We start from the raw sequence: 18,077 nt of genomic DNA on the forward strand, positions 1-18,077 counted from the left end.
CTTTGTACAAAGATGGCCTTCCTTTGATGAAACGACTAATTCAAGCTCGTTGCTCTATTACTGCTCCTCCTACTCTTCCGATACCTCTCTAAACCTGACCAAACGTCTTTCCAAAAGAGCCACACCCTAATCGTTTGTGGTAATGGTACTATACCAATAGTTTGGATTTACTCTATTATTTTAGGTAACCAATTCCCAAAGCTATAGTATGGTTTATTCTGGCACTCTTAATCCGGTCAGGCTCGCCTGTTTCGTTGCTCTTCCCGTGATGGCAGCTTTGGTAGTACTGCCACCAGCACAGGCGCAAGGTGCTGATATCCAAGTAGAATCAGACATCACTGACCCCAACAATACCGGGCCGTTGACTCAAGAAGACAGCCTATTGAGTATGCCGGGGGGAGAGCGGATGATGCAAGAGGCGACGAACGCTATTGATTCAGGGAACTATAGCGTAGCGGCCAAAAAACTCCAAGAGGCACGTCAGATATTCAACCAGTTGTCTAACTTTTACCAACAGCTGGCTTCCAGTTTTTCCGGCATTGACAACCGAGTCTACGAGTCTCAACGGCAAAAAGCCCTGGAAACTGCTGAAAAGCGAGATGAAGCTACCTATCGGCTAGCCCTAGTCCATCGAGCCAATGACCAGCCAGAATTAGCTGTCCCCTTGTTAATTCAAATTATTCGGTCTCAAAATCCAACCAGGGAATTGGGAAAAAAATCCTACCAACAGCTGTTTGAGCTAGGATTCGTCGATTCTCCCTTTCCTAGAAATGGCAATAGCCAGCCCACCTCGTCCGCTGGTTCTAATAAAGGCAGTTAAATTGTAAGCTATCAGCTATCAGCTATCAGCCAATGGCCTTGGCCGTTGGCCACGCTACGCGAATGGCCACGCTGGGCGAACAGCTTATGGGCACGCTACTTGAGGTGCTTTTGAATAAAACAAGAGGTAAGCATTGGTTTGATCTGAGTTACGGAAAGCTGACCGCTGACCGCTGACCGCACCTCAAGTAGCGTGCGCGTAGCGCATATGCTTACGTTAAATTTTAGTGTATTTTAGAAATTCCAATAGAAACTGGAATAAAAAAAATGGATCCGATTAGTACACAGCAAGTTGAAGAAAAGATTAAAGAATCGATACCGGATGCTCAGGTAAAAGTAGAAGATTTAGGGGGTGGTAACCATCTCCAAGCCACTGTTGTCTCCTCCGAGTTTGAAGGTAAATCCTTGGTGAAACAACATCAGCTGGTTTATGGAGCCCTAAGCGAAGAGTTGGCAACGGAGGCCATTCACGCCCTAGCTCTAAAAACCTATACCCCCGAAGCTTGGGCTGGCAAGCAGTAAACTGGCCTAAGTCATAATTGGAAGAGTCTAGGATTTCGCGCCCGCTAGACTAATATAATATCGACTATCGAAATAACTATCTAGATATCCCAGGAGTTTAAGACAACGATGACACCAGAACTGAAAGAGAGAATAGAAAAATTAACACAAGAGCACAAAATTTTGGTATTCATGAAGGGCAGCAAACTAATGCCCCAGTGTGGCTTTTCTAATAACGTTGTCCAAATTCTGAATAGCCTAGGAATTAAGTACGAAACCGTAGACGTACTAGAAGATTACGAGATTCGCCAGGGAATCAAAGAATATTCCAACTGGCCAACTATTCCTCAAGTGTACATTAAGGGAGAGTTTATCGGTGGGTCTGATGTGATGATTGAGATGTATCAAAATGGTGAATTGCAGCAGACCGTTGAAGTCGCCCTGGCATCCTAATCCTTGACTGCACCAAACTATTGACAGAACTGAACAACCGCAAAAAGCGATCGGATTAGGAAATGCGATCGCTTTTTTTTAGGGCGTTGCTTAATAATGGAATGATTTTAAGAGTTTTCTGGAATGGACATGTTGGTGGAATGGGCATCTTGCGTGGAACTGGCATCTTGGTAGAACTGGCATCTTGCCAGTTTCATGCTTATTTTCGAGCGGGCAGGATGCCCACATATTTTCGAGCGGGCAGGATGCCCACTCTACTCCTATTCATTCGAAGATTCAGCAACGCCGAATTTTTTCTTATTCCCTATTCCCTAGTGATCCAACCAAACCGCTAAATCCGTTGCTGTCTCAAAATCCAACAACGCTTCACTCAATTCCTCCAATCGAGTAATGGATAATCCCTCAATCTGCTGTTGGAGCCCAGGCTCAAGTAAACCTAACCTCAGGGTTAGCTGACGCATCACAATTAATACCGCTTCCTGCTGCTTTCCTCGGTCGAGTCCCTGCTGGAGTCCCTGCTGGAGTCCCTGCTGGAGTCCCTGCTGGATTCCCTTCTGGACTCCCTTTTGGATAATATCTTGATAGGTGACTGATTCTTCCATAACTTCCTCCCTCAACAATCGACGCACTAAATTTTTGTCAAACCGTAAACCAGCCAGCACATCCACACAGGCTGCTAAGTTTCCTCGTAATGGTTTTTCTTCAATTTTATCCACTTCAGCAACCACTTGCTCCAACAATAGATTAGGCCGATTACTCCTAGCTAGAGTTGCCAAGGGTAACAAAGCCCGATTGGCTAACAGTGGTAATGGGTCTTGCTCCCACAAGCGAATTACTCGATAACGATGCCAGGTATTAGTATCCCTAAACTCGTTATTGAATACCATCTGTGAGGTCGTAGACTTTAGAAAAATCACCACCTGTTCAATCGGACATCGGTATTTGCGCTGTAGCCTGACCCAATAGTCCAACATCCGAAATGGTAATGGTGGCTCAGATTGAGGTAAGGTTTGAAATTCTAGGTGCAGAATTTGGTTTGTACTTTGGAGTAAAGTCAGAGCATCAGCTTGAATGGGTTCAGCACTTAATTCGGTTTTAAGTACCTGAATATCATCAGGTTCCTCACCCAATAGCCACTGAAAAAACTCTGATGGATATTCTTCTGCTAGGTATTTGCAGATATTATCGTAGGCCAAGGCAAATTGTTCAAAGTTAACACTATCTCAGACAGCGATGCAGCGCGGTCTTGGGGGTTTCCCCCATGAGCGACTGCATCAAGACAGTGTAGTGAATCTGAGCTAAAAAATTGATCGCACCTGGATCTTGTTTATTTATTCAAGTTATGATACCGGAGTATTTCTGATTGACAGAATACCTTTAGATAAGATCTAAATCAGAAGGGTGCATCTCATTAAAGGTGTTTGACCTGGTGCCTGGAACAGGCATCTTGGTGGAACAGGCATCTTGCCTGTTTCCAGATCCACTGCTCCCTGTTCCCAGATCCGCTGTTCCCTACTCCCTATTCCCTACTCCCTACTCCCTACTCCCTACTCCCTATTCCCTTTGCTATTAGCTGAATGAGCATCCTAGAGTTAGAGTCTACTCTCAATCGTTATGAAGCTGCCCTGACCGCCCTTGAAAAAACTGACAATAATCCATCTCCTGAAGCCATTCTTCGTGTCCTGATTGCTCGCAATATTGTTCAGGAAAAATTTGCTGATATTGCCCACATTTCTAAAGATAAACTGATTAAACTGATTGAGTTAGATAGCAGATTGAAAAAGCAGGCTGGTTTGATTACTCAGACTGTGCAATTAACTAATTGGCGGACTAGCTTTCATCCCCCACAAGACTACTGGTGGTGGTTTCTACAAGCACCTACTCATCGCTTAGACCGTTTCGACTGGCTGTGGAATGCACTGACAGTTACTTCTTTAACGGCATCGGTGAGTCTAGTGGTAGATATTTCCTCCCGTTTTTTAAGTACTAGTCCGGGTTTTATAGGTTCTTTTGCGGTGATTTCCCAGAGTGCATTGACCTTGTTGACAGCTGGGGGGGTTTTAACCAAAGCTGGTCGTACAGGTGTTGAAGAAATTCTATCGGGATTAGGGATTAAAAAATATCTTTGGCAAGAAGTAAAATTGGGACTATCGGTGGTACTTTTAGTTTCGTTAATTGGCTTTCGAGGATCTTTGCCCTTGATTTCGGACTGCTTTAATAAATGGGGTTTCGACAAATATGATAATAAAGGAGACTGGTCAAGTGCTCAGTCTAATTATGAACGAGCATTGAGTCTCAATCCAGATAATGCCGAAGCGCACTACAATTTGGGTCGTCTTTATGAAGATTTACAGGAGTTGGATAAGGCGCGAACTCAGTATAGGTTAGCGGTAGAGGGGGGTTTAGATGCTGCTTATAATGAATTGGTGCGGTTGTATATTCAAGATAAAAACTATTCCCAAGCGGTATCTTTACTTTTGAAGGGGTTAGATACTGTGCCAGAAGCAGAAACGGGAACTCAATATGCATTATTGAAAAACTTAGGCTGGGCTAGGTTGAAGCAAGAACGCTATGCCGAAGCCGAAACCTACCTCAGAGATGCTATTGAACTAGACAAAACCTTTACGCGAACTCCGGCAGCGGCTCACTGTTTATTAGCGCAAGTCATTGAAAACAAACCAGAAAAAGATCCAGACAATGCCTTGGCAGAATGGAAAATTTGTTTACGCTATACTGATATCCGTAACCCTGATGAAGATATCTGGGTTGGGATGGCTCGTGAACGTATAGATGCTCAAGTAGGTGTTAAAGATAAGACTAGTGAATCGACTAAGTAAGCTGATTTGCTCTGCCCCGATCTTGACCATAGTTATGATTATGTTGGGAAGCCTGGTGAGTAAGCCAGTACTGGCAGGGCATTGGATTTTTAAAACCACGGGTAGAGTTGAGCTAGAACGGGAGGGATGGTCACGTTTCCATCCAGTGCCTAACTATACCACGATAAATCCAGGGGATCTGCTGAGACCACCATCGGGGGTTAGGGTTAAACTATTTTGTGATCATGGTAAAACTCACTCTGTACCTGCTGGGGTAACAACAGGCATTAATGGCATATGTCCACCACCGCGAATTAAAAGCTCCAGGAGAATTGTCAGAGCACGTCCGGTAAGCTCCTCTATTCCCTACATTATCAGCCCACGGGCAACTCGTTTACTGACTGACAAGCCCACTCTAAGCTGGCATGATGCCACCGATGCTAGCAGTTTCATGGTAACAGTGAGAGGGCGAGGCTTGAATTGGACTGAGGAATTTAGTCGAGAGCAGGTTTGTCAACAGGGTATTTGTCAGGTTGTTTATCCAGGAAGTAAGCCACTAAAACCTGGAGTTAGTTATAAGTTGGTCGTCGAGACTGATAGAAATCGTGCCTCTACAGAAGATAGCACTGGAGGACTAGGATTTACGCGGATTAAGTCAGATCAAGCTAGAGAAATTCAGGTTATTGCTCGGCGGATTCAGGAACAGAATCTACCAAAGGAGTTCAAGCCCTTAGCTCTAGCTGAACTCTATGCTGACTACGATTTAACGGCTGAGGCCATTGAAATCCTGGAAGGACAAGAAAACGATCAAAAAATAGCACCGATTTATCGCTTACTGGGTGATTTGTATAAACGGATAGGACTAGTTGTGGAAGCTAAGGGTCCTTATTCAAAGGCAGTAGAACTGACCACAGCAACTGAGCATTGGGAAGAACTAGCAGCAGCCAAAGCTGGATTAGGGGAGGTTCAGTATGCTCGTGGGAATCGGCAAGAAGGAGTGAGTTTGTTAGAACAAGCGAAGGCAATCTATGAACAGTTTGGGGACCGAAAACGGGTAGGGGAATTAGAAAAGCAACTGTCAGAGTTAAAGTAAGATTTGAGATTCCCTAGGGATTAACACTGGCTATACCAATCCTAAATGAATTGTGATATGTTTTGCGGCCATATTACCTACTCCCTACTCCCTGCTCCGAAGCTCCCTAAAACCCAGATATTTTTACCTCACTCGTTCTGAGAATTGCTAGATATGATTCAAACTATACCAGCCAGAGAAATTACTCTATACGAATTAGAAACAAAATTTGGGATTCACTTAGTTGAGGATAACGAATTTTTTCGAGAGTGGCAAGATGATTTGCCAGAAATTACTGCTACGGAAAAAGAAAGATTAGACCGAGTCAAGGTTAGTTATACAAATTTAACGAAATATCCTCCTCTGTTAGAAAACACCGTCAAAATGGTTGTGCTCTCTCCCTTGTTAGATTTAGCAGGGTTATACTTGCCTCCTTTTCACATCAAGTCAGAGAAGTCTGTAGAAATTGCCGAAGAAGACCGGGGAGTTATCGTCAGAGGAAATATCGATGTATTGGTGTTATGGGAGCAGTTTTTGGTAGTGGTTATTGAATCCAAGAAAGTGGCCTTTTCTTTGGAAGTGGGTAAACCCCAACTCCTGGCTTATATGCTGTCAAATCCCTATCCTGAAAAACCGGTTTATGGACTGATTACGAATGGCAGTAGCTTCAGGTTTATCAAATTAGTTAAAGGCGAAATAACTCAGTACGCTGTCTCTAAATTGTTTGATATTTTCAATCCAGGAAATGAGCTGTATAGCGTTCTAAGGGTACTGAAGGGTTTGGGTCAATTGGCAATTAACCAGGAATAATGGTGATTTGTGATGAGGGATAGGAGTTTACCGCCAATAGTTCTACATTACCTGGGAGTTCGTCTGTTGATGGTAACCCTGGTTCCTGCTATCTTCTCTGCTACTGTAACTGTGCCACTGATGGCTCAATCGAGCTGGGCACAGACTCAAAACTCCCAGGAAGAAGCCACCCCCTCAGACTTACTTCAGGCTAAAGCTGACCAACTGTTTGAGCAAGGAATTGAACAATACCAGTCAATATAAAGCTGCCCTCCAGTCCTGGCAAGAAGCCCTAGGCATTTATCGCGAACTGGAAGACCGCCACGGGGAAGCCAACTCCCTCAACAATCTCGGGCTTGCTTAGGATAGCCTAGGGCAATACCGCAAAGCGATTGAGTTTCATCAGCAGTCTTTATCCGATACTTTTTAGCTACCAAAACCTACCAAAGGCAAATTCTGGCTCGCCAATGCAAGATGCAATAGCATCCAGGGGGTATCTCCGCGCTTCTCTGACGGAATATCCCGCGAGCGCCATAAAAATGTCAAAAAAGTCTAACACCGGGATAGAGAGCGCAACTACTAAACCCTTGGTTTTCGGCTTTAATTTAAGTTACATAATAATCCCTGTCGGTGTTAACCTAATTTAAGTTTAACAAATAATAAGAGTTTTTGGTAGAGTCTGCGATATTTTCTCTAGCTGTTTACTAACTCTCCGCAACCGTCCCAAAAACCAGTGGGATCACGAAACGATTGCCGAAACCGAAAACAACCGAACTGCTCTGCGAAAAGACTACCAGGACTTGCTGGTTCAATTAAAAGTCCAAAACCCTGAAATCGCTAGCTTAAAAACTGTAGAAGTTGCCTCCCTCCCTGAAATCCAAGGCTTGCTGGATAGCGATACTACCCTAGTCGAGTACTTTGTCACGGATGAACGCACCCTAGCCTTCATTATCACCCGCAACAGCTTCCACACTGTCCCCCTCAATGTCACTCGCCAACAACTGACCGAAGAACTGACACTTTTCCAAGACTTTGCTGACTTAGATCAACCCCATCCCCTAGAACTTAAAAACCTGCACGACTGGCTAATTGTACCCCTCCAGCCCCATCTCAACACCACCACTATCACCATTGTTCCCCACGGTATCCTGCACTATCTTCCCTTTGCTGCCCTCACTGACGGCAAGGAGTACCTCAGTGACAACTACGCCCTATTGTCCCTGCCCAGTGCTAGCATCCTGCGCTACTTACCCGACAAGGGCAAATCAACCACAGGCAGTCTTCTCGCCCTGGGAGATCCCACCATTCCTGGACTTTCCCCCTTAAATCATGCTCAAAAAGAAGTAGAGACCATTGCCAAGCTCTTCCAGACCAAAGCCCTGGTGGGGAAAGCGGCTACCGAAACCGCTCTCCGCTCTAGGGCTTGTAACAGTTTCCGAAAATATTCATATACCTCCCACAATCTCCCAGAATGTGTGTTAGATTAAAAACATGGCACTCATTCCACTCCGTAAGGCGGTCGAACTTACGGGACTCTCCAAAAATACACTAAGAAAGTACGCGGACGATGGAACGATTAGATGCGAGAAAACGCCAGGCGGAACAAGATTGTTTGACGTCGAAAGCCTGCTCACTTTCGGGAACAGTTCGTCAAGCTCTCGATCAGATCATTTTACAATTTGCTACTGTCGAGTCAGTTCCACTAAACAAAAAGACGACCTCGCCAGACAAATCGCCTACATGCACTCCCTTTTCCCGCAAGCCGAAATCATTAAAGACATTGGCTCAGGACTCAACTACAAAAGGAAAGGGCTTCGATCCATATTGGAACGAGTTGTGCGTGGAGATCAGCTCACGATTGTTGTTGCCTGTAGAGACAGACTTACACGATTTGGGTTTGAACTCATTGAGTACTTGGTTAGAAGTTACCGTAAGAGTAGTGCAGCCTTTATAGTTGGTAAATTATGCAGCATAGGGTAAAGGTTTTGTAGTAAGGCTGCACTACTCTAAGGTTTCATCTCCGGTCGGCATCAACGGTGGAAAAATCTTGGTTCTCGACCAGCCTGAAAGTTGTCCAGAATCAGAACTTACCGCAGATCTTCTCTCCATCATTCACGTCTTCTCTTGCCGTGTCCACGGACTCAGAAAGTACGGGTCAAAAATCAAAAAAGATCCGGATATTCCTCAATGCTGAACAGCGATATACTGTTCGTAAGTGGTTTGGAGTTTCCCGTTATGTTTTCAACAAAACCGTCAAGATTCTTGAAGATGGTGAGACTAAAGCTAACTGGAAAGCCATCAAGACCGACATTCTGAATAGCTTACCAGAGTGGTGTAAGGCAGTACCTTATCAAATCAAATCTATAGCGATAAAGGATGCTTGCACCGCTGTAAGGGAGGCCAAGAAAAAGTATAAAAAGACTGGACAAATAAATCGAGTGCGATTTAGATCTCGTAAAAATCCTGTTCAGTCTTGCTACATCCCTAAGTCGGCTGTATCTAGCAAAGGGATTTACCATACAAAACTGGGTGAATTGACCTTTACTGAAACACTTCCAGATGATATTGGAGATTGTCGATTAACTAGCACCAATGGGGATTACTACCTGACAGTCCCTCACAAGACTACTCAAGTAAAATCCGAGAACCAAGGTAGAGTAGTAGCTTTAGACCCTGGTGTTAGAACATTTTTGACACTTTTTAGTGAGAATTCTGTAGGAAAAATTGGTTGTGGAGATTTTTCTCGAATTCAACGACTTTGCTCTCACCTCGATGGCCTCTTATCAAGAATAAGCAAGGCAAAAGGGAAGCAAAAACGTCGAATGAGAAAAGCTGCCAGGCGAATAATCATTAGAATTCAGAATCTGATTAACGAACTACATCATAAGGCTGCCCGTTTTTTAGTTGACAACTTTGACGTTATACTACTTCCTACTTTTGAGACATCTGAAATGACAAAAAAAGGAAACAGGAAGATCAGGTCTAAAACTGTTCGGAATTTGCTTTCTTTTGCTCATTATCGCTTCAAAGAGTTCCTCAAACACAAAGCTGGAGAAACAGGGAAAACAGTAGTAGACGTCTGTGAAGCCTATACCAGTAAAACTGTTAGCTGGACAGGTGAGTTAATAAATATCGGTGGTAGCAAGAAAATTAAATCAAAAATTGATGGCCGATCGATGGATCGCGACATCAATGGCGCACGTGGGATATTCCTACGTGCCTTGGTAGATACACCCTGGCTGAGAAATCAGCTTGCATTGGCGAGCCAGGATTGACTTTTTGGGAGATTCTGGTAGCTAAAAAGTATCGGCATTACAGCAAGCTCAGAAAGACTTACGGGAAAAATATCCCCATCCTTATTATTGGGCAGCATTTTCTTTGACAGGGGATGCTGGGAAAAGGGAGTAGGGAGTCGGGAGTAGGGATATTGAGATACACCGAATTTTTGGCGTTGCTTAATAATGGAATGATTTTAAGAGTTTTCTGGAATGGGCATGTTGGTAGAACTGGCATGTTGGTAGAACTGGCATCTTGGTAGAACTGGCATGTTGGTAGAACTGGCATGTTGGTAGAACTGGCATCTTGCCAGTTTCATGCTTATTTTCGAGCGGGCAGGATGCCCACATATTTTCGAGCGGGCAGGATGCCCACTCTACTCCTATTCAGCGCCAAGACATTAGCAACGCCGAATTTTTTCCTATTCCCTATTCCCTAGTGATCCAACCAAACCACTAAATCCGTTGCTGTCTCAAAATCCAACAAGGCTTCACTCAATTCCTCCAATCGAGTAATCGATAATCCCTCAATCTGCTGTTGGAGCCCAGGGTCAAGTAAACCTAACTTCAGGGTTAGCAAACGCATCACAATTAATAGGACTCCCTCCTGCTTGCCGCGCTGGATTCCCTTTTGGACTCCCTTTTGGATAATATCTTGATAGGTGACTGATTCTTCCATAACTTCCTCCCTCAAAAATCGACGGATTAAATCTTTATCAAACCGCAAACCAGCCAGTACATCCACACAGGCCGCTAGGGTTCGGAGTTGACCTTGTTCTTCAATTCTATCGACTTCAGCAACGACTTGCTCCAACAATAGATTAGGCCGATTACTCCTGGCTAAAGTGGCCAAGGGTAACAAAGCCCGATTGGCCAATAGTGGTAATGGGTCTTGCTCCCACAGACGAATTATCCGATAACGATGCCAGGTGTTAGTATCTCTAAACTCGTTAGTAAATACCATCTGTGAGGTCGTAGACTTTAGAAAAATTACCACCTGCTCAATCGGACATCGGTACTTGCGATGTAATCTGACCCAATAGTCCAACATCCGAAATGGTAATGGTGGCTCGGATTGGGGTAAGGTTTGAAATTCTAGGTGCAGAATTTGGTTTGTACTTTGGAGTAAAGTCAGAGCATCAGCTTGAATTGGTTCACTACTCAATTCGCTTTTAAGTACCTGAATATCTCTAGGTTCTTCACCCAATAGCCAGTGAAAAAACTCCGATGGGTATTCTTCTGCTAGGTATTTGCAGATATTATCGTAAGCCAAGGCAAATTGTTCAAAGTTAATACTATCTCAGACAGTGTAGTGAATCTGAACCAGAAAATTGATCGCACCTGGATCTTGTTTATTGAGTCAAGTTATGATACCTGACCAAGTCTGATTGAGATCAGATACATAAGGAATAATAGTAAATCCGGTTAATCACTTCTAAGGGAAAAATTTCAAAAATGCTGAAATCCCTTATTTAAACTCAGCAATTGATCAGCATAAGTACCAGTCTTATCTTTCAACCAGACCTCATTACCACTAGTAATCTTGCCAATTACTGCTGCTCCCTCCCCCAGTTGTGCCACTAATTCCTCAGCAGCTTCAGTGGGCAAACATAGCACTAATTCAAAATCTTCACCACCATACAACGCCCAATCCAAAGCTTGCTCTGGAGACACCAATTTACTGAAGCTTGGAGGTAGGGTAATTCGGTTAGGATCAATCTCTGCACCAACACCACTGGCACCACAAATTTGTACAATAGCATCTGCTAAACCATCGCTACTATCCATACCCGCAATGGATAGTTGGAGGGTTGAAGGTTGAAGGGTTGAAGGTTGAAGGGTTGAAGGTTGAAGGTTTGAAGGTTGAAGGTTTGAAGGTTGAAGGGTTGAAGGTTGAAAGTTATCAGATTGAAAGTTATCAGGTTGAAAGTTATCAGGTTGAAAGTTCCAACTTTCAACCTTCAACCTGTTAACCTGTAACGTGAGTAAAGATACAACATCAAGTCTGGGTTGGGGACGCTGGTGAGCTTTAATCAAAGATAGTCGTTCCTCTGGACTTAAGTGTTTGCCGAAATCTGGGTTGAGGAGTAATTCTAGTCCAGCCCGGGAAGCACCATGAACACCTGTCACCACAATGGCATGTCCCACCTTAGCACCTGTTCTGCGGATAGCTTGGTCGGGGTAGACTTGACCAAAGGCAGTGATAGCAATAGTAATAACCGGCGAGCGACAGATATCTCCTCCGACTATTGGTGTATTGTACTGGTTCAAACACTGAGTCATGCCTTCGTAAAGTCTCTCAACCCAGCTAACCGCTACATCCCCTGTCAGGCTTAAGCCTACCGTAATGCCTAGGGGGGATGCTCCCATCGCAGCTAAATCAGACAAATTAGCAGCAGCAGCACGCCAACCAGCATCTTCTGGACTAGTAGTGCATTGGCTTACCCCACCGTAGCGATCGCTAAAATGCACCCCATTCACTAAAACATCTGTAGTAATCACCAAGGATTGACCAGACTCTGGAGGGGGAATTACCGCTCCATCATCCCCGACAACCCCTGGTGGACAGAAAGGCTGTAACCGTTCTAGAAGACCTTGTTCTCCGATATCTTTTATTAATTCAAGGGTCACGAGACAACGATCAATGATTGATACTTCTGACTGGCATAAACGGAGCTAAAGGTAATTAATCAAGCTTATCCCTGGCTTCGCCGCAGCCGCTTAGGAGCTGACCGCTTATAGCACTAAGCATTAAGGTGTTTGACATTTATAAAAGCAGCAAAAGCTATTATATTCAGCTATTGCTAGCATGCCTCTTGCCTCTTGCCTTGGGCGTAGCGCTATAACCGATAGGATAGCTATGCCTGCGGCTCAACTAAATTCTCAATCCCATCAATAACTCTCATCGACTCAATTACATCCCCTCGTTTGAGCTGTCTGAGTAACTCTTTGTTTTCTACCACATAGCCAAAGACAGAATAGCGCCCATCCATAAAGTTGATACCAGCTGGGGTAAGTTCTGGTTGAAACAGGAAGAAGAAAAACTGAGAAGAGCCACCATTGGGATCCTCTGCAGGACGTGCCATTGCTAGGGTACCAAAAGCAGAGAAAGGTAGCACAGGTTGCTCACGATAACGACCAATTTCTTCCAGGGTAAACTCATAAACCGGTTCCGAGTCCCCTTTCAGCATGATTTCTATGGGAATCCCTCGGTATTCACCAGTTTCTGGGTCAATAAAGCCTGTCGCTTTTCCTGGAGGGTCTCCTGCTTGCAGGATATAGTTATCTTCAGCACGGTTGAAGGTTAGACCATCATAGAAACCCCGCTGTACCAAATCCACAAAGTTCCCGGCGGTGACTGGAGCATTGTAACCATCTACCACCATTCTCAAGGAACCTTCCTTTGTGGTCATTTCCACGGTAGCGCGACCCTTAAGTTGAGGTAAGTTACTATACTCTGGGGGTACCTCAAAGGGAAACTCCTCTACCATCAATTGTTCCAGTTCCCCAACTTGATCCAAGAGTATCCCGCGCTCAATCAAGACGCTTTCCTTGTCTTTAGCCTCCACAGCTTCTCGAATCTTAGCAATTTCGGCTTGGATCTGGGCAATTAGGGCTTCGCCTTGGGGTTTTCTGGCATCTGGAATGTCCGCTAGCAATTTCTGATCACTACTAGTTAAAACCACAGCAGCTTTAGTAATATCGCTGGTGATAGGACTCCAGCGTTTTCCCCGCATTTGTTGAGAAATATCCTCCAAACTGGCTTGTATTTTCCGCACTGGCTGATTATCTATCGGTAGGGCATAGCGCAACAAAGCTCTACCATCAGTAATGGCATTACCCCCTGGTAATCGACTTTCACGAGCAGGTTCTTGATTACCAAAGTTAAACTTAAAGTTCCACCAAGCTCCACTCAGACCTAGGGAAAGGGACATTAACAGCAGCCCCAAGAGGGTAGTCTTGGTCAAGGGTTTCCACCAATCTGGCAAAGAAATCTTTAAAAGTTTCATAAACAATAATTACCCCAAGCATTACACCAGTGGGGTCAAGGCTGATCCACAACGTATCAAAACTTCATCTCATATCTTCCCATGTCAAGGAAGTTTATGATACCGTTTCTCAATTAGCGTGGGTCTTTCAGCAGCGTTGCTTAATAATGGAATGATTTTAATAGTAGGTGCGCGCCTCCTAGGGCGCGAGGGATTGCTCGCGCCCTTGGGTCGCACCTGTGGAATGGGCATCAGGCGTGGAACTGGCATCTTGCCAGTTTCATGCTTATTTTCGGGCGGGCAGGATGCCCACTCTACTGCTATTCAGCGCGAAGATTCAGCAACGCCCTTTCAGCTGGGGCCCGCGCCCATCACACCAATAAACCACTGAGCTAGCCAGGTGATCACCCTCTCCCCCTGTCCCTATCCCTCCATCGATTTCACTAGCTTTGAGGTGATTGGCCAACAGTATCGTTTAGTTTAAGTTTGGCAAGTCCCTTGCCGCACCACTTTGGGACAAATCTTTAGGTTAACCTCCAAAGTGCAACTTTCAACCTTCAACCTCTCAAGGGTAAAATAAGATGCCGATTGTTCTGCCCGAGTTAGCAGGTTAATGATTTCTAGTAACGACTTTCGCACCGGTGTCTCCATTGAGTTAGATGGATCCGTATGGCGGGTAGTGGAATTTCTCCACGTCAAGCCTGGAAAAGGTTCCGCCTTTGTTCGCACCAAACTAAAAAATGTCCAGACAGGGAATGTTGTAGAGAAAACCTTTCGGGCTGGGGAAACAGTACCCCAGGCAAACCTCGAAAAACGTCCCATGCAGCATACCTACAAAGATGGCGAAGAATTTGTCTTCATGGATATGGAAAGCTTCGAGGAAACTCGTCTGAGTGAAGCACAGATTGGCGATCGCTCCAAGTATCTCACTGAAGAAATGGAAGTGAACATCCTCACCTGGAACGACCAGATTCTAGAAGTAGAACTGCCCAATTCTGTAGTGTTGGAAGTAGTCGATACCGATCCTGGTGTTAAAGGTGATACCGCTACTGGTGGTACCAAACCAGCCATTGTTTCAACAGGAGCTCAGGTGATGGTTCCTCTATTCATTTCCATAGGAGAGCGCATTAAAATCGATACCCGTAATGATTCTTACCAAGGTCGCGAGTAAATTGTTTTGATGCCCTGATTTGATGCTCTTAATAGATCATGAGATCATGGCAATCAAGATAATGGACTCAGCTGACTACTAAGGCAAAATAATGCCAAAAAATCTTAACCCTTAGCCTTTAGCCCCAAGACCCTAACCTTTTTTTAAAAATTGTGGCATTAGACATCAATCAACTTCGTGATCTGTTAGCTGCTATTGCTGAAACTGATATTACAGAACTGACCCTCAAGAGTGATGATTTTGAACTCACAGTGCGTAAAGGGGTCAGTATCACCCCTACCAGTGATTCTGGTGGAGCTAGCACTACTTATCAAGCCCCTACAGGCTCCGTAGCGGTTCCCATCGGCTCCACTCCCACTACTTCCACCCCAGTACTAGAGGTAGCCCCAACACCAGAACCAACCCCACCAGTACCTCCACCAGGGGTAGATCAAAAGTGGGAAGAAATTAAGTCACCCATGGTCGGGACATTTTACCGCTCTCCTGCTCCTGATGAAGACCCCTTTGTGGAGGTGGGGGAACGCATTAGTGCTGGTCAAACTGTTTGTATTATTGAAGCTATGAAGCTGATGAATGAAATTGAAGCAGAAGTGACTGGACAAGTAATGGAAATTTTGGTGACAAATGGAGAACCAATAGAATATGGTCAAGCACTAATGCGGATTAAACCTGACTAAGCATTACTCCTTAGATAGGTTTCACAGATGTCAAGCTAATAATAGCTGCTAGAAGCGAAAATAGGTTTGCTGGGCATGGGAATTAGAGGTCTGCCAACGTATATTTATTTGCCGCAGCGTCGGTTGAAAAATTTTCATCCAACGCTAGTGAGCAACTGCTCAAAGCAGTCTAAGCTGGGAAACCTCTAGAGTGGGAAGTTTTGATTGACATCTTGGCGAGTCAGTGGTTGATCAAGCATTAAGCCTTCTCCACCTAAAACCTCTAGTTGTTTCCCATCTACCTCAATCCATACTTGAGTATTGGGGTCTAGACTGCTTGCTGTATAAACAATTTGCGCCAGACGACCGCTCATGGAGCTACTGCCCCCACCAACGGTAAATTCCTGGGACAAGTCTACATGAACACCATCATTTTTGAGAGAAACACCCCGTAGTTTTGTACCTTGGGGAATAGTGGTCGTAAATGTGCCATTGGTCGGCCCAGCCAATAAACTGTTGAATGCGCTCTCTAAGATCTCACCTTTGTTAAGGGTCTTATTATTTAAGGGAATTGAACTGGGACTTAAAACAATTTGGTTATCAACATCATTGAGCCAATAAACCTGAATTTTTTCCTTAGTTGAGGGTTTTTCAGTTGTGGGTTGTATAGTCTGAGATGACTTGGGTGTAGATGACTTGGGTGTAGTTGTTGTCACAGACGAAGATTGCTGTGAACGCCATGCCCACCAGCTACCTCCACCTGCTGCTGCTAAGACTAGGATGGAAATACTGGCAATCACACCGAGAGGAATACCACGATCGTCTTGTTGGTCATGCATAATAACTGATTAATCAAAAGGTTGATTTACTGTAATTTGATTTACTGTGATCAGATCTGACTAGTGGCACGAAACCAAATTGAATTTTTGATATTTCATCCTTCATCTTTGATATTTCATACTTAACACGCTTTATTCCTTGATCCGGACAAATGCTGCTAATTCTAATTCACTAGGACTTAACTGGAATTGTAAGATACGGGCTGTGATGCCTTCATCTTCGATATTGCTCAGATTTAAGCGCTGGCTAAGACTACCAACAAATAACTTGATTATCTGAGGAGGGAGTGGGTTCCCATCAACCGACAACTTGGGTTCAATTAGCTGTATGCTTTTCCCGGTCAGGATGCCCACACCGGAGTTTAATATAATCTCTAGGGGTTGATTATCTCCTTGCTGCAATGTCACTTGTAAATAAATACGGTTGTTATCTAGGAAGTTGACTTGTGAGTTCAGTAGTTTATAACGCCTACTGCCACGACTGATCACAGCATTGATCAAATCGTTTAATACTTCTATAACTTCCGGCGACTCTAGAGCTTGGTTAATATCTGACTCGGTTAAAACTAGACGCACTCCAGCTTGTAGCGGTTGCCTCAGAGAGTTCGCTAGTGAGTCTTTACCACCTTTACGGACCTTCTCTATATCAAGGTCAATCGGATCAGTTTCTAATTCCAAGACACCAATCCGGATATCTGGCGTCAGCCATAATCCCTTACCAGCAATTAAAACCTGGTCTACTTTGCCTGGCAAAATTTGGTAATTGGGAGTGTTGTTAACTCGGACTTGCAATTGCTCGACCTGGGAAAGCTGGGAGCGGATATTGCTTTCGATCACCTTGTCGAGGATGAAACCCACCCCAGAAACGACAGTGATTAAGCCTGATAGGAATATGGTCAAAAATTCCATGGAAAAAAAAAGGCACAACGTTAAGAGTGAGGTCAGGCAAGGTAAGTATTCAGCTATCAGCTAATGCGCTACTTGAGGTGCTACTTGAGGTGCTATCAGCTAATGCGCTACTTGAGGTGCTACTTGAGGTGCTTTTTAATAAAAGAGGTAAGCATTCGAATAATGCTGAGTTAAGTCTGCTGACGGCACCTCAAGTAGCGTGAGCTAAAAGCTGACGGCTGACGGCTGACGGCTGAATGCTTACGAGGCAACGAGGGCAGTTAAGGGAGATAGGGCAGATGTAAGTAGTAGAGCAAAATTCAAGTTAACTGTTAAGACTTGGGAACAATAAACTTCAGATCAGGCAATAGAAGGGGATTCAATGCCTTCACAGGTCTTACACACCTATTACACAGGTCTTAACACAGTTAACTTGATCAGGACTTACGCACCAAGACCCTTAAACCCTGGTTTCTGGTAATACATCAAAGGTTTAAATCGGTGTAATTACCGTCAATAACCAGGTGGCTGGGGTAAGTCCTGTTTATTTCTATCCAGGTACTTACCAGAAAATTCCCTCTTAATCTTATCCCAAAACCCAGTTGAACAACCCTGTGCTAAGAGCAGGGGATGAACACTGGTTTTCCTTCTCACAATTCCAATTTCCATGGAAACACTATAACTTGACACTCCCCACGGTTAGAAACCGGGGGATTCTTCGTTCAGCGACCCAAGTTGCTGAGACAGGATTTCTCCAGTCCCAGTAGTGCTCAGGTCTCCCGAAGCGTTGGGATCTTTATCGATCCAAG

The 18,077-nt window shown here is 44.5% G+C and carries 22 protein-coding genes; 15 read left to right on the forward strand and 7 right to left on the reverse strand.

From position 1 onward, the window contains the following. The first annotated feature begins 208 nt into the window (after window positions 1-208). The 4 genes from F6K38_RS22880 to F6K38_RS22895 all read left to right on the forward strand — a co-directional run bounded on the left by F6K38_RS22880 (window position 209) and on the right by F6K38_RS22895 (window position 2,108). Window positions 209-820: a tetratricopeptide repeat protein gene (locus F6K38_RS22880; RefSeq protein ID WP_044495021.1), complete on the forward strand. Its 612-nt coding sequence runs from the start codon at window positions 209-211 to the stop codon at window positions 818-820. Between the two features lie 266 nt (window positions 821-1,086). After that, on the forward strand, window positions 1,087-1,341 hold the full coding sequence (locus F6K38_RS22885; RefSeq protein ID WP_008188957.1) for a BolA family protein: 255 nt from the start codon (window positions 1,087-1,089) through the stop codon (window positions 1,339-1,341). A gap of 108 nt (window positions 1,342-1,449) precedes the next feature. Beyond that, window positions 1,450-1,773, forward strand: a complete 324-nt coding sequence (grxD, locus tag F6K38_RS22890; RefSeq protein WP_008188959.1) for a Grx4 family monothiol glutaredoxin — start codon at window positions 1,450-1,452, stop codon at window positions 1,771-1,773. 62 nt (window positions 1,774-1,835) lie between these two features. Continuing rightward, window positions 1,836-2,108 carry a hypothetical protein gene (locus F6K38_RS22895; protein WP_287357531.1) on the forward strand — a complete coding sequence of 91 codons (273 nt, stop codon included), beginning with the start codon at window positions 1,836-1,838 and terminating at the stop codon, window positions 2,106-2,108. On the opposite strand, the gene F6K38_RS22900 is transcribed toward F6K38_RS22895, so the two are convergent. Then, window positions 2,085-2,969 carry an Rpn family recombination-promoting nuclease/putative transposase gene (locus F6K38_RS22900; protein WP_287357533.1) on the reverse strand — a complete coding sequence of 295 codons (885 nt, stop codon included), beginning with the start codon at window positions 2,967-2,969 and terminating at the stop codon, window positions 2,085-2,087. The two genes, F6K38_RS22895 and F6K38_RS22900, sit on opposite strands and share 24 nt — an antisense overlap. A gap of 233 nt (window positions 2,970-3,202) precedes the next feature. Here F6K38_RS22900 and F6K38_RS22905 point away from each other — a divergent pair, with 233 nt between their 5' ends. The 9 genes from F6K38_RS22905 (at window position 3,203) to F6K38_RS22945 (ending at window position 9,725) form a co-directional block, all read left to right on the forward strand. Then, on the forward strand, window positions 3,203-3,346 hold the full coding sequence (locus F6K38_RS22905; protein WP_165691808.1) for a hypothetical protein: 144 nt from the start codon (window positions 3,203-3,205) through the stop codon (window positions 3,344-3,346). Window positions 3,347-3,350: 4 nt separating this feature from the next. Beyond that, complete coding sequence (locus F6K38_RS22910; RefSeq protein ID WP_008188962.1) at window positions 3,351-4,610, forward strand: tetratricopeptide repeat protein; 1,260 nt, start codon at window positions 3,351-3,353, stop codon at window positions 4,608-4,610. A 40-nt stretch (window positions 4,611-4,650) separates the two neighbouring features. Continuing rightward, window positions 4,651-5,682: a tetratricopeptide repeat protein gene (locus tag F6K38_RS22915; RefSeq protein ID WP_287357535.1), complete on the forward strand. Its 1,032-nt coding sequence runs from the start codon at window positions 4,651-4,653 to the stop codon at window positions 5,680-5,682. Between the two features lie 153 nt (window positions 5,683-5,835). Continuing rightward, window positions 5,836-6,471 (forward strand): PD-(D/E)XK nuclease family protein, encoded by a 636-nt coding sequence (locus F6K38_RS22920; RefSeq protein WP_008188971.1) that lies wholly within the window; start codon window positions 5,836-5,838, stop codon window positions 6,469-6,471. A 12-nt stretch (window positions 6,472-6,483) separates the two neighbouring features. Then, window positions 6,484-6,714, forward strand: coding sequence for a hypothetical protein (locus tag F6K38_RS22925; RefSeq protein ID WP_075873635.1), 231 nt, complete (start codon window positions 6,484-6,486; stop codon window positions 6,712-6,714). Continuing rightward, on the forward strand, window positions 6,692-6,814 hold the full coding sequence (locus F6K38_RS22930; protein ID WP_008188975.1) for a hypothetical protein: 123 nt from the start codon (window positions 6,692-6,694) through the stop codon (window positions 6,812-6,814). The genes F6K38_RS22925 and F6K38_RS22930 overlap by 23 nt, the downstream gene beginning before the upstream one ends. Before the next feature lie 436 nt (window positions 6,815-7,250). Beyond that, window positions 7,251-7,937 carry a CHAT domain-containing protein gene (locus F6K38_RS22935; RefSeq protein ID WP_008188977.1) on the forward strand — a complete coding sequence of 229 codons (687 nt, stop codon included), beginning with the start codon at window positions 7,251-7,253 and terminating at the stop codon, window positions 7,935-7,937. 4 nt (window positions 7,938-7,941) lie between these two features. Continuing rightward, a complete protein-coding gene (locus F6K38_RS22940; protein WP_008188980.1) occupies window positions 7,942-8,430 on the forward strand; it encodes an IS607 family transposase in 489 nt (162 codons plus the stop codon). A gap of 56 nt (window positions 8,431-8,486) precedes the next feature. Further along, window positions 8,487-9,725 (forward strand): RNA-guided endonuclease InsQ/TnpB family protein, encoded by a 1,239-nt coding sequence (locus F6K38_RS22945; RefSeq protein ID WP_353737213.1) that lies wholly within the window; start codon window positions 8,487-8,489, stop codon window positions 9,723-9,725. A 58-nt stretch (window positions 9,726-9,783) separates the two neighbouring features. On the opposite strand, the gene F6K38_RS22950 is transcribed toward F6K38_RS22945, so the two are convergent. The 4 genes from F6K38_RS22950 to F6K38_RS22965 all read right to left on the reverse strand — a co-directional run bounded on the left by F6K38_RS22950 (window position 9,784) and on the right by F6K38_RS22965 (window position 13,735). Beyond that, complete coding sequence (locus F6K38_RS22950) at window positions 9,784-10,014, reverse strand: hypothetical protein (protein WP_131827126.1); 231 nt, start codon at window positions 10,012-10,014, stop codon at window positions 9,784-9,786. Window positions 10,015-10,161: 147 nt separating this feature from the next. Then, the gene (locus F6K38_RS22955; protein ID WP_287357536.1) at window positions 10,162-10,998 is read right to left on the reverse strand and encodes an Rpn family recombination-promoting nuclease/putative transposase; all 837 of its coding nucleotides are present in this window, start codon (window positions 10,996-10,998) and stop codon (window positions 10,162-10,164) included. Window positions 10,999-11,174: 176 nt separating this feature from the next. Further along, window positions 11,175-12,356, reverse strand: a complete 1,182-nt coding sequence (thiL, locus tag F6K38_RS22960) for a thiamine-phosphate kinase (RefSeq protein ID WP_287357537.1) — start codon at window positions 12,354-12,356, stop codon at window positions 11,175-11,177. Between the two features lie 227 nt (window positions 12,357-12,583). Then, window positions 12,584-13,735, reverse strand: a complete 1,152-nt coding sequence (locus F6K38_RS22965; RefSeq protein WP_287357538.1) for a peptidylprolyl isomerase — start codon at window positions 13,733-13,735, stop codon at window positions 12,584-12,586. A 592-nt stretch (window positions 13,736-14,327) separates the two neighbouring features. Here F6K38_RS22965 and efp point away from each other — a divergent pair. Next, complete coding sequence (efp, locus tag F6K38_RS22970) at window positions 14,328-14,885, forward strand: elongation factor P (RefSeq protein ID WP_008188994.1); 558 nt, start codon at window positions 14,328-14,330, stop codon at window positions 14,883-14,885. Window positions 14,886-15,037: 152 nt separating this feature from the next. Next, window positions 15,038-15,562, forward strand: coding sequence for an acetyl-CoA carboxylase biotin carboxyl carrier protein (accB, locus tag F6K38_RS22975; protein WP_008188996.1), 525 nt, complete (start codon window positions 15,038-15,040; stop codon window positions 15,560-15,562). A gap of 185 nt (window positions 15,563-15,747) precedes the next feature. Here the strand turns inward: accB and F6K38_RS22980 are convergent, their stop codons facing one another. Beyond that, a complete protein-coding gene (locus F6K38_RS22980) occupies window positions 15,748-16,380 on the reverse strand; it encodes a GerMN domain-containing protein (protein WP_008188998.1) in 633 nt (210 codons plus the stop codon). A gap of 132 nt (window positions 16,381-16,512) precedes the next feature. After that, entirely contained in the window at window positions 16,513-17,289 is a 777-nt protein-coding gene (locus F6K38_RS22985; RefSeq protein WP_008189000.1) for an LmeA family phospholipid-binding protein, read from the reverse strand. Window positions 17,290-18,077: the final 788 nt, after the last annotated feature.

Source organism: Moorena sp. SIO3B2 (assembly GCF_010692525.1).
Taxonomy (GTDB): Bacteria; Cyanobacteriota; Cyanobacteriia; order Cyanobacteriales; family Coleofasciculaceae; genus Moorena; species Moorena producens.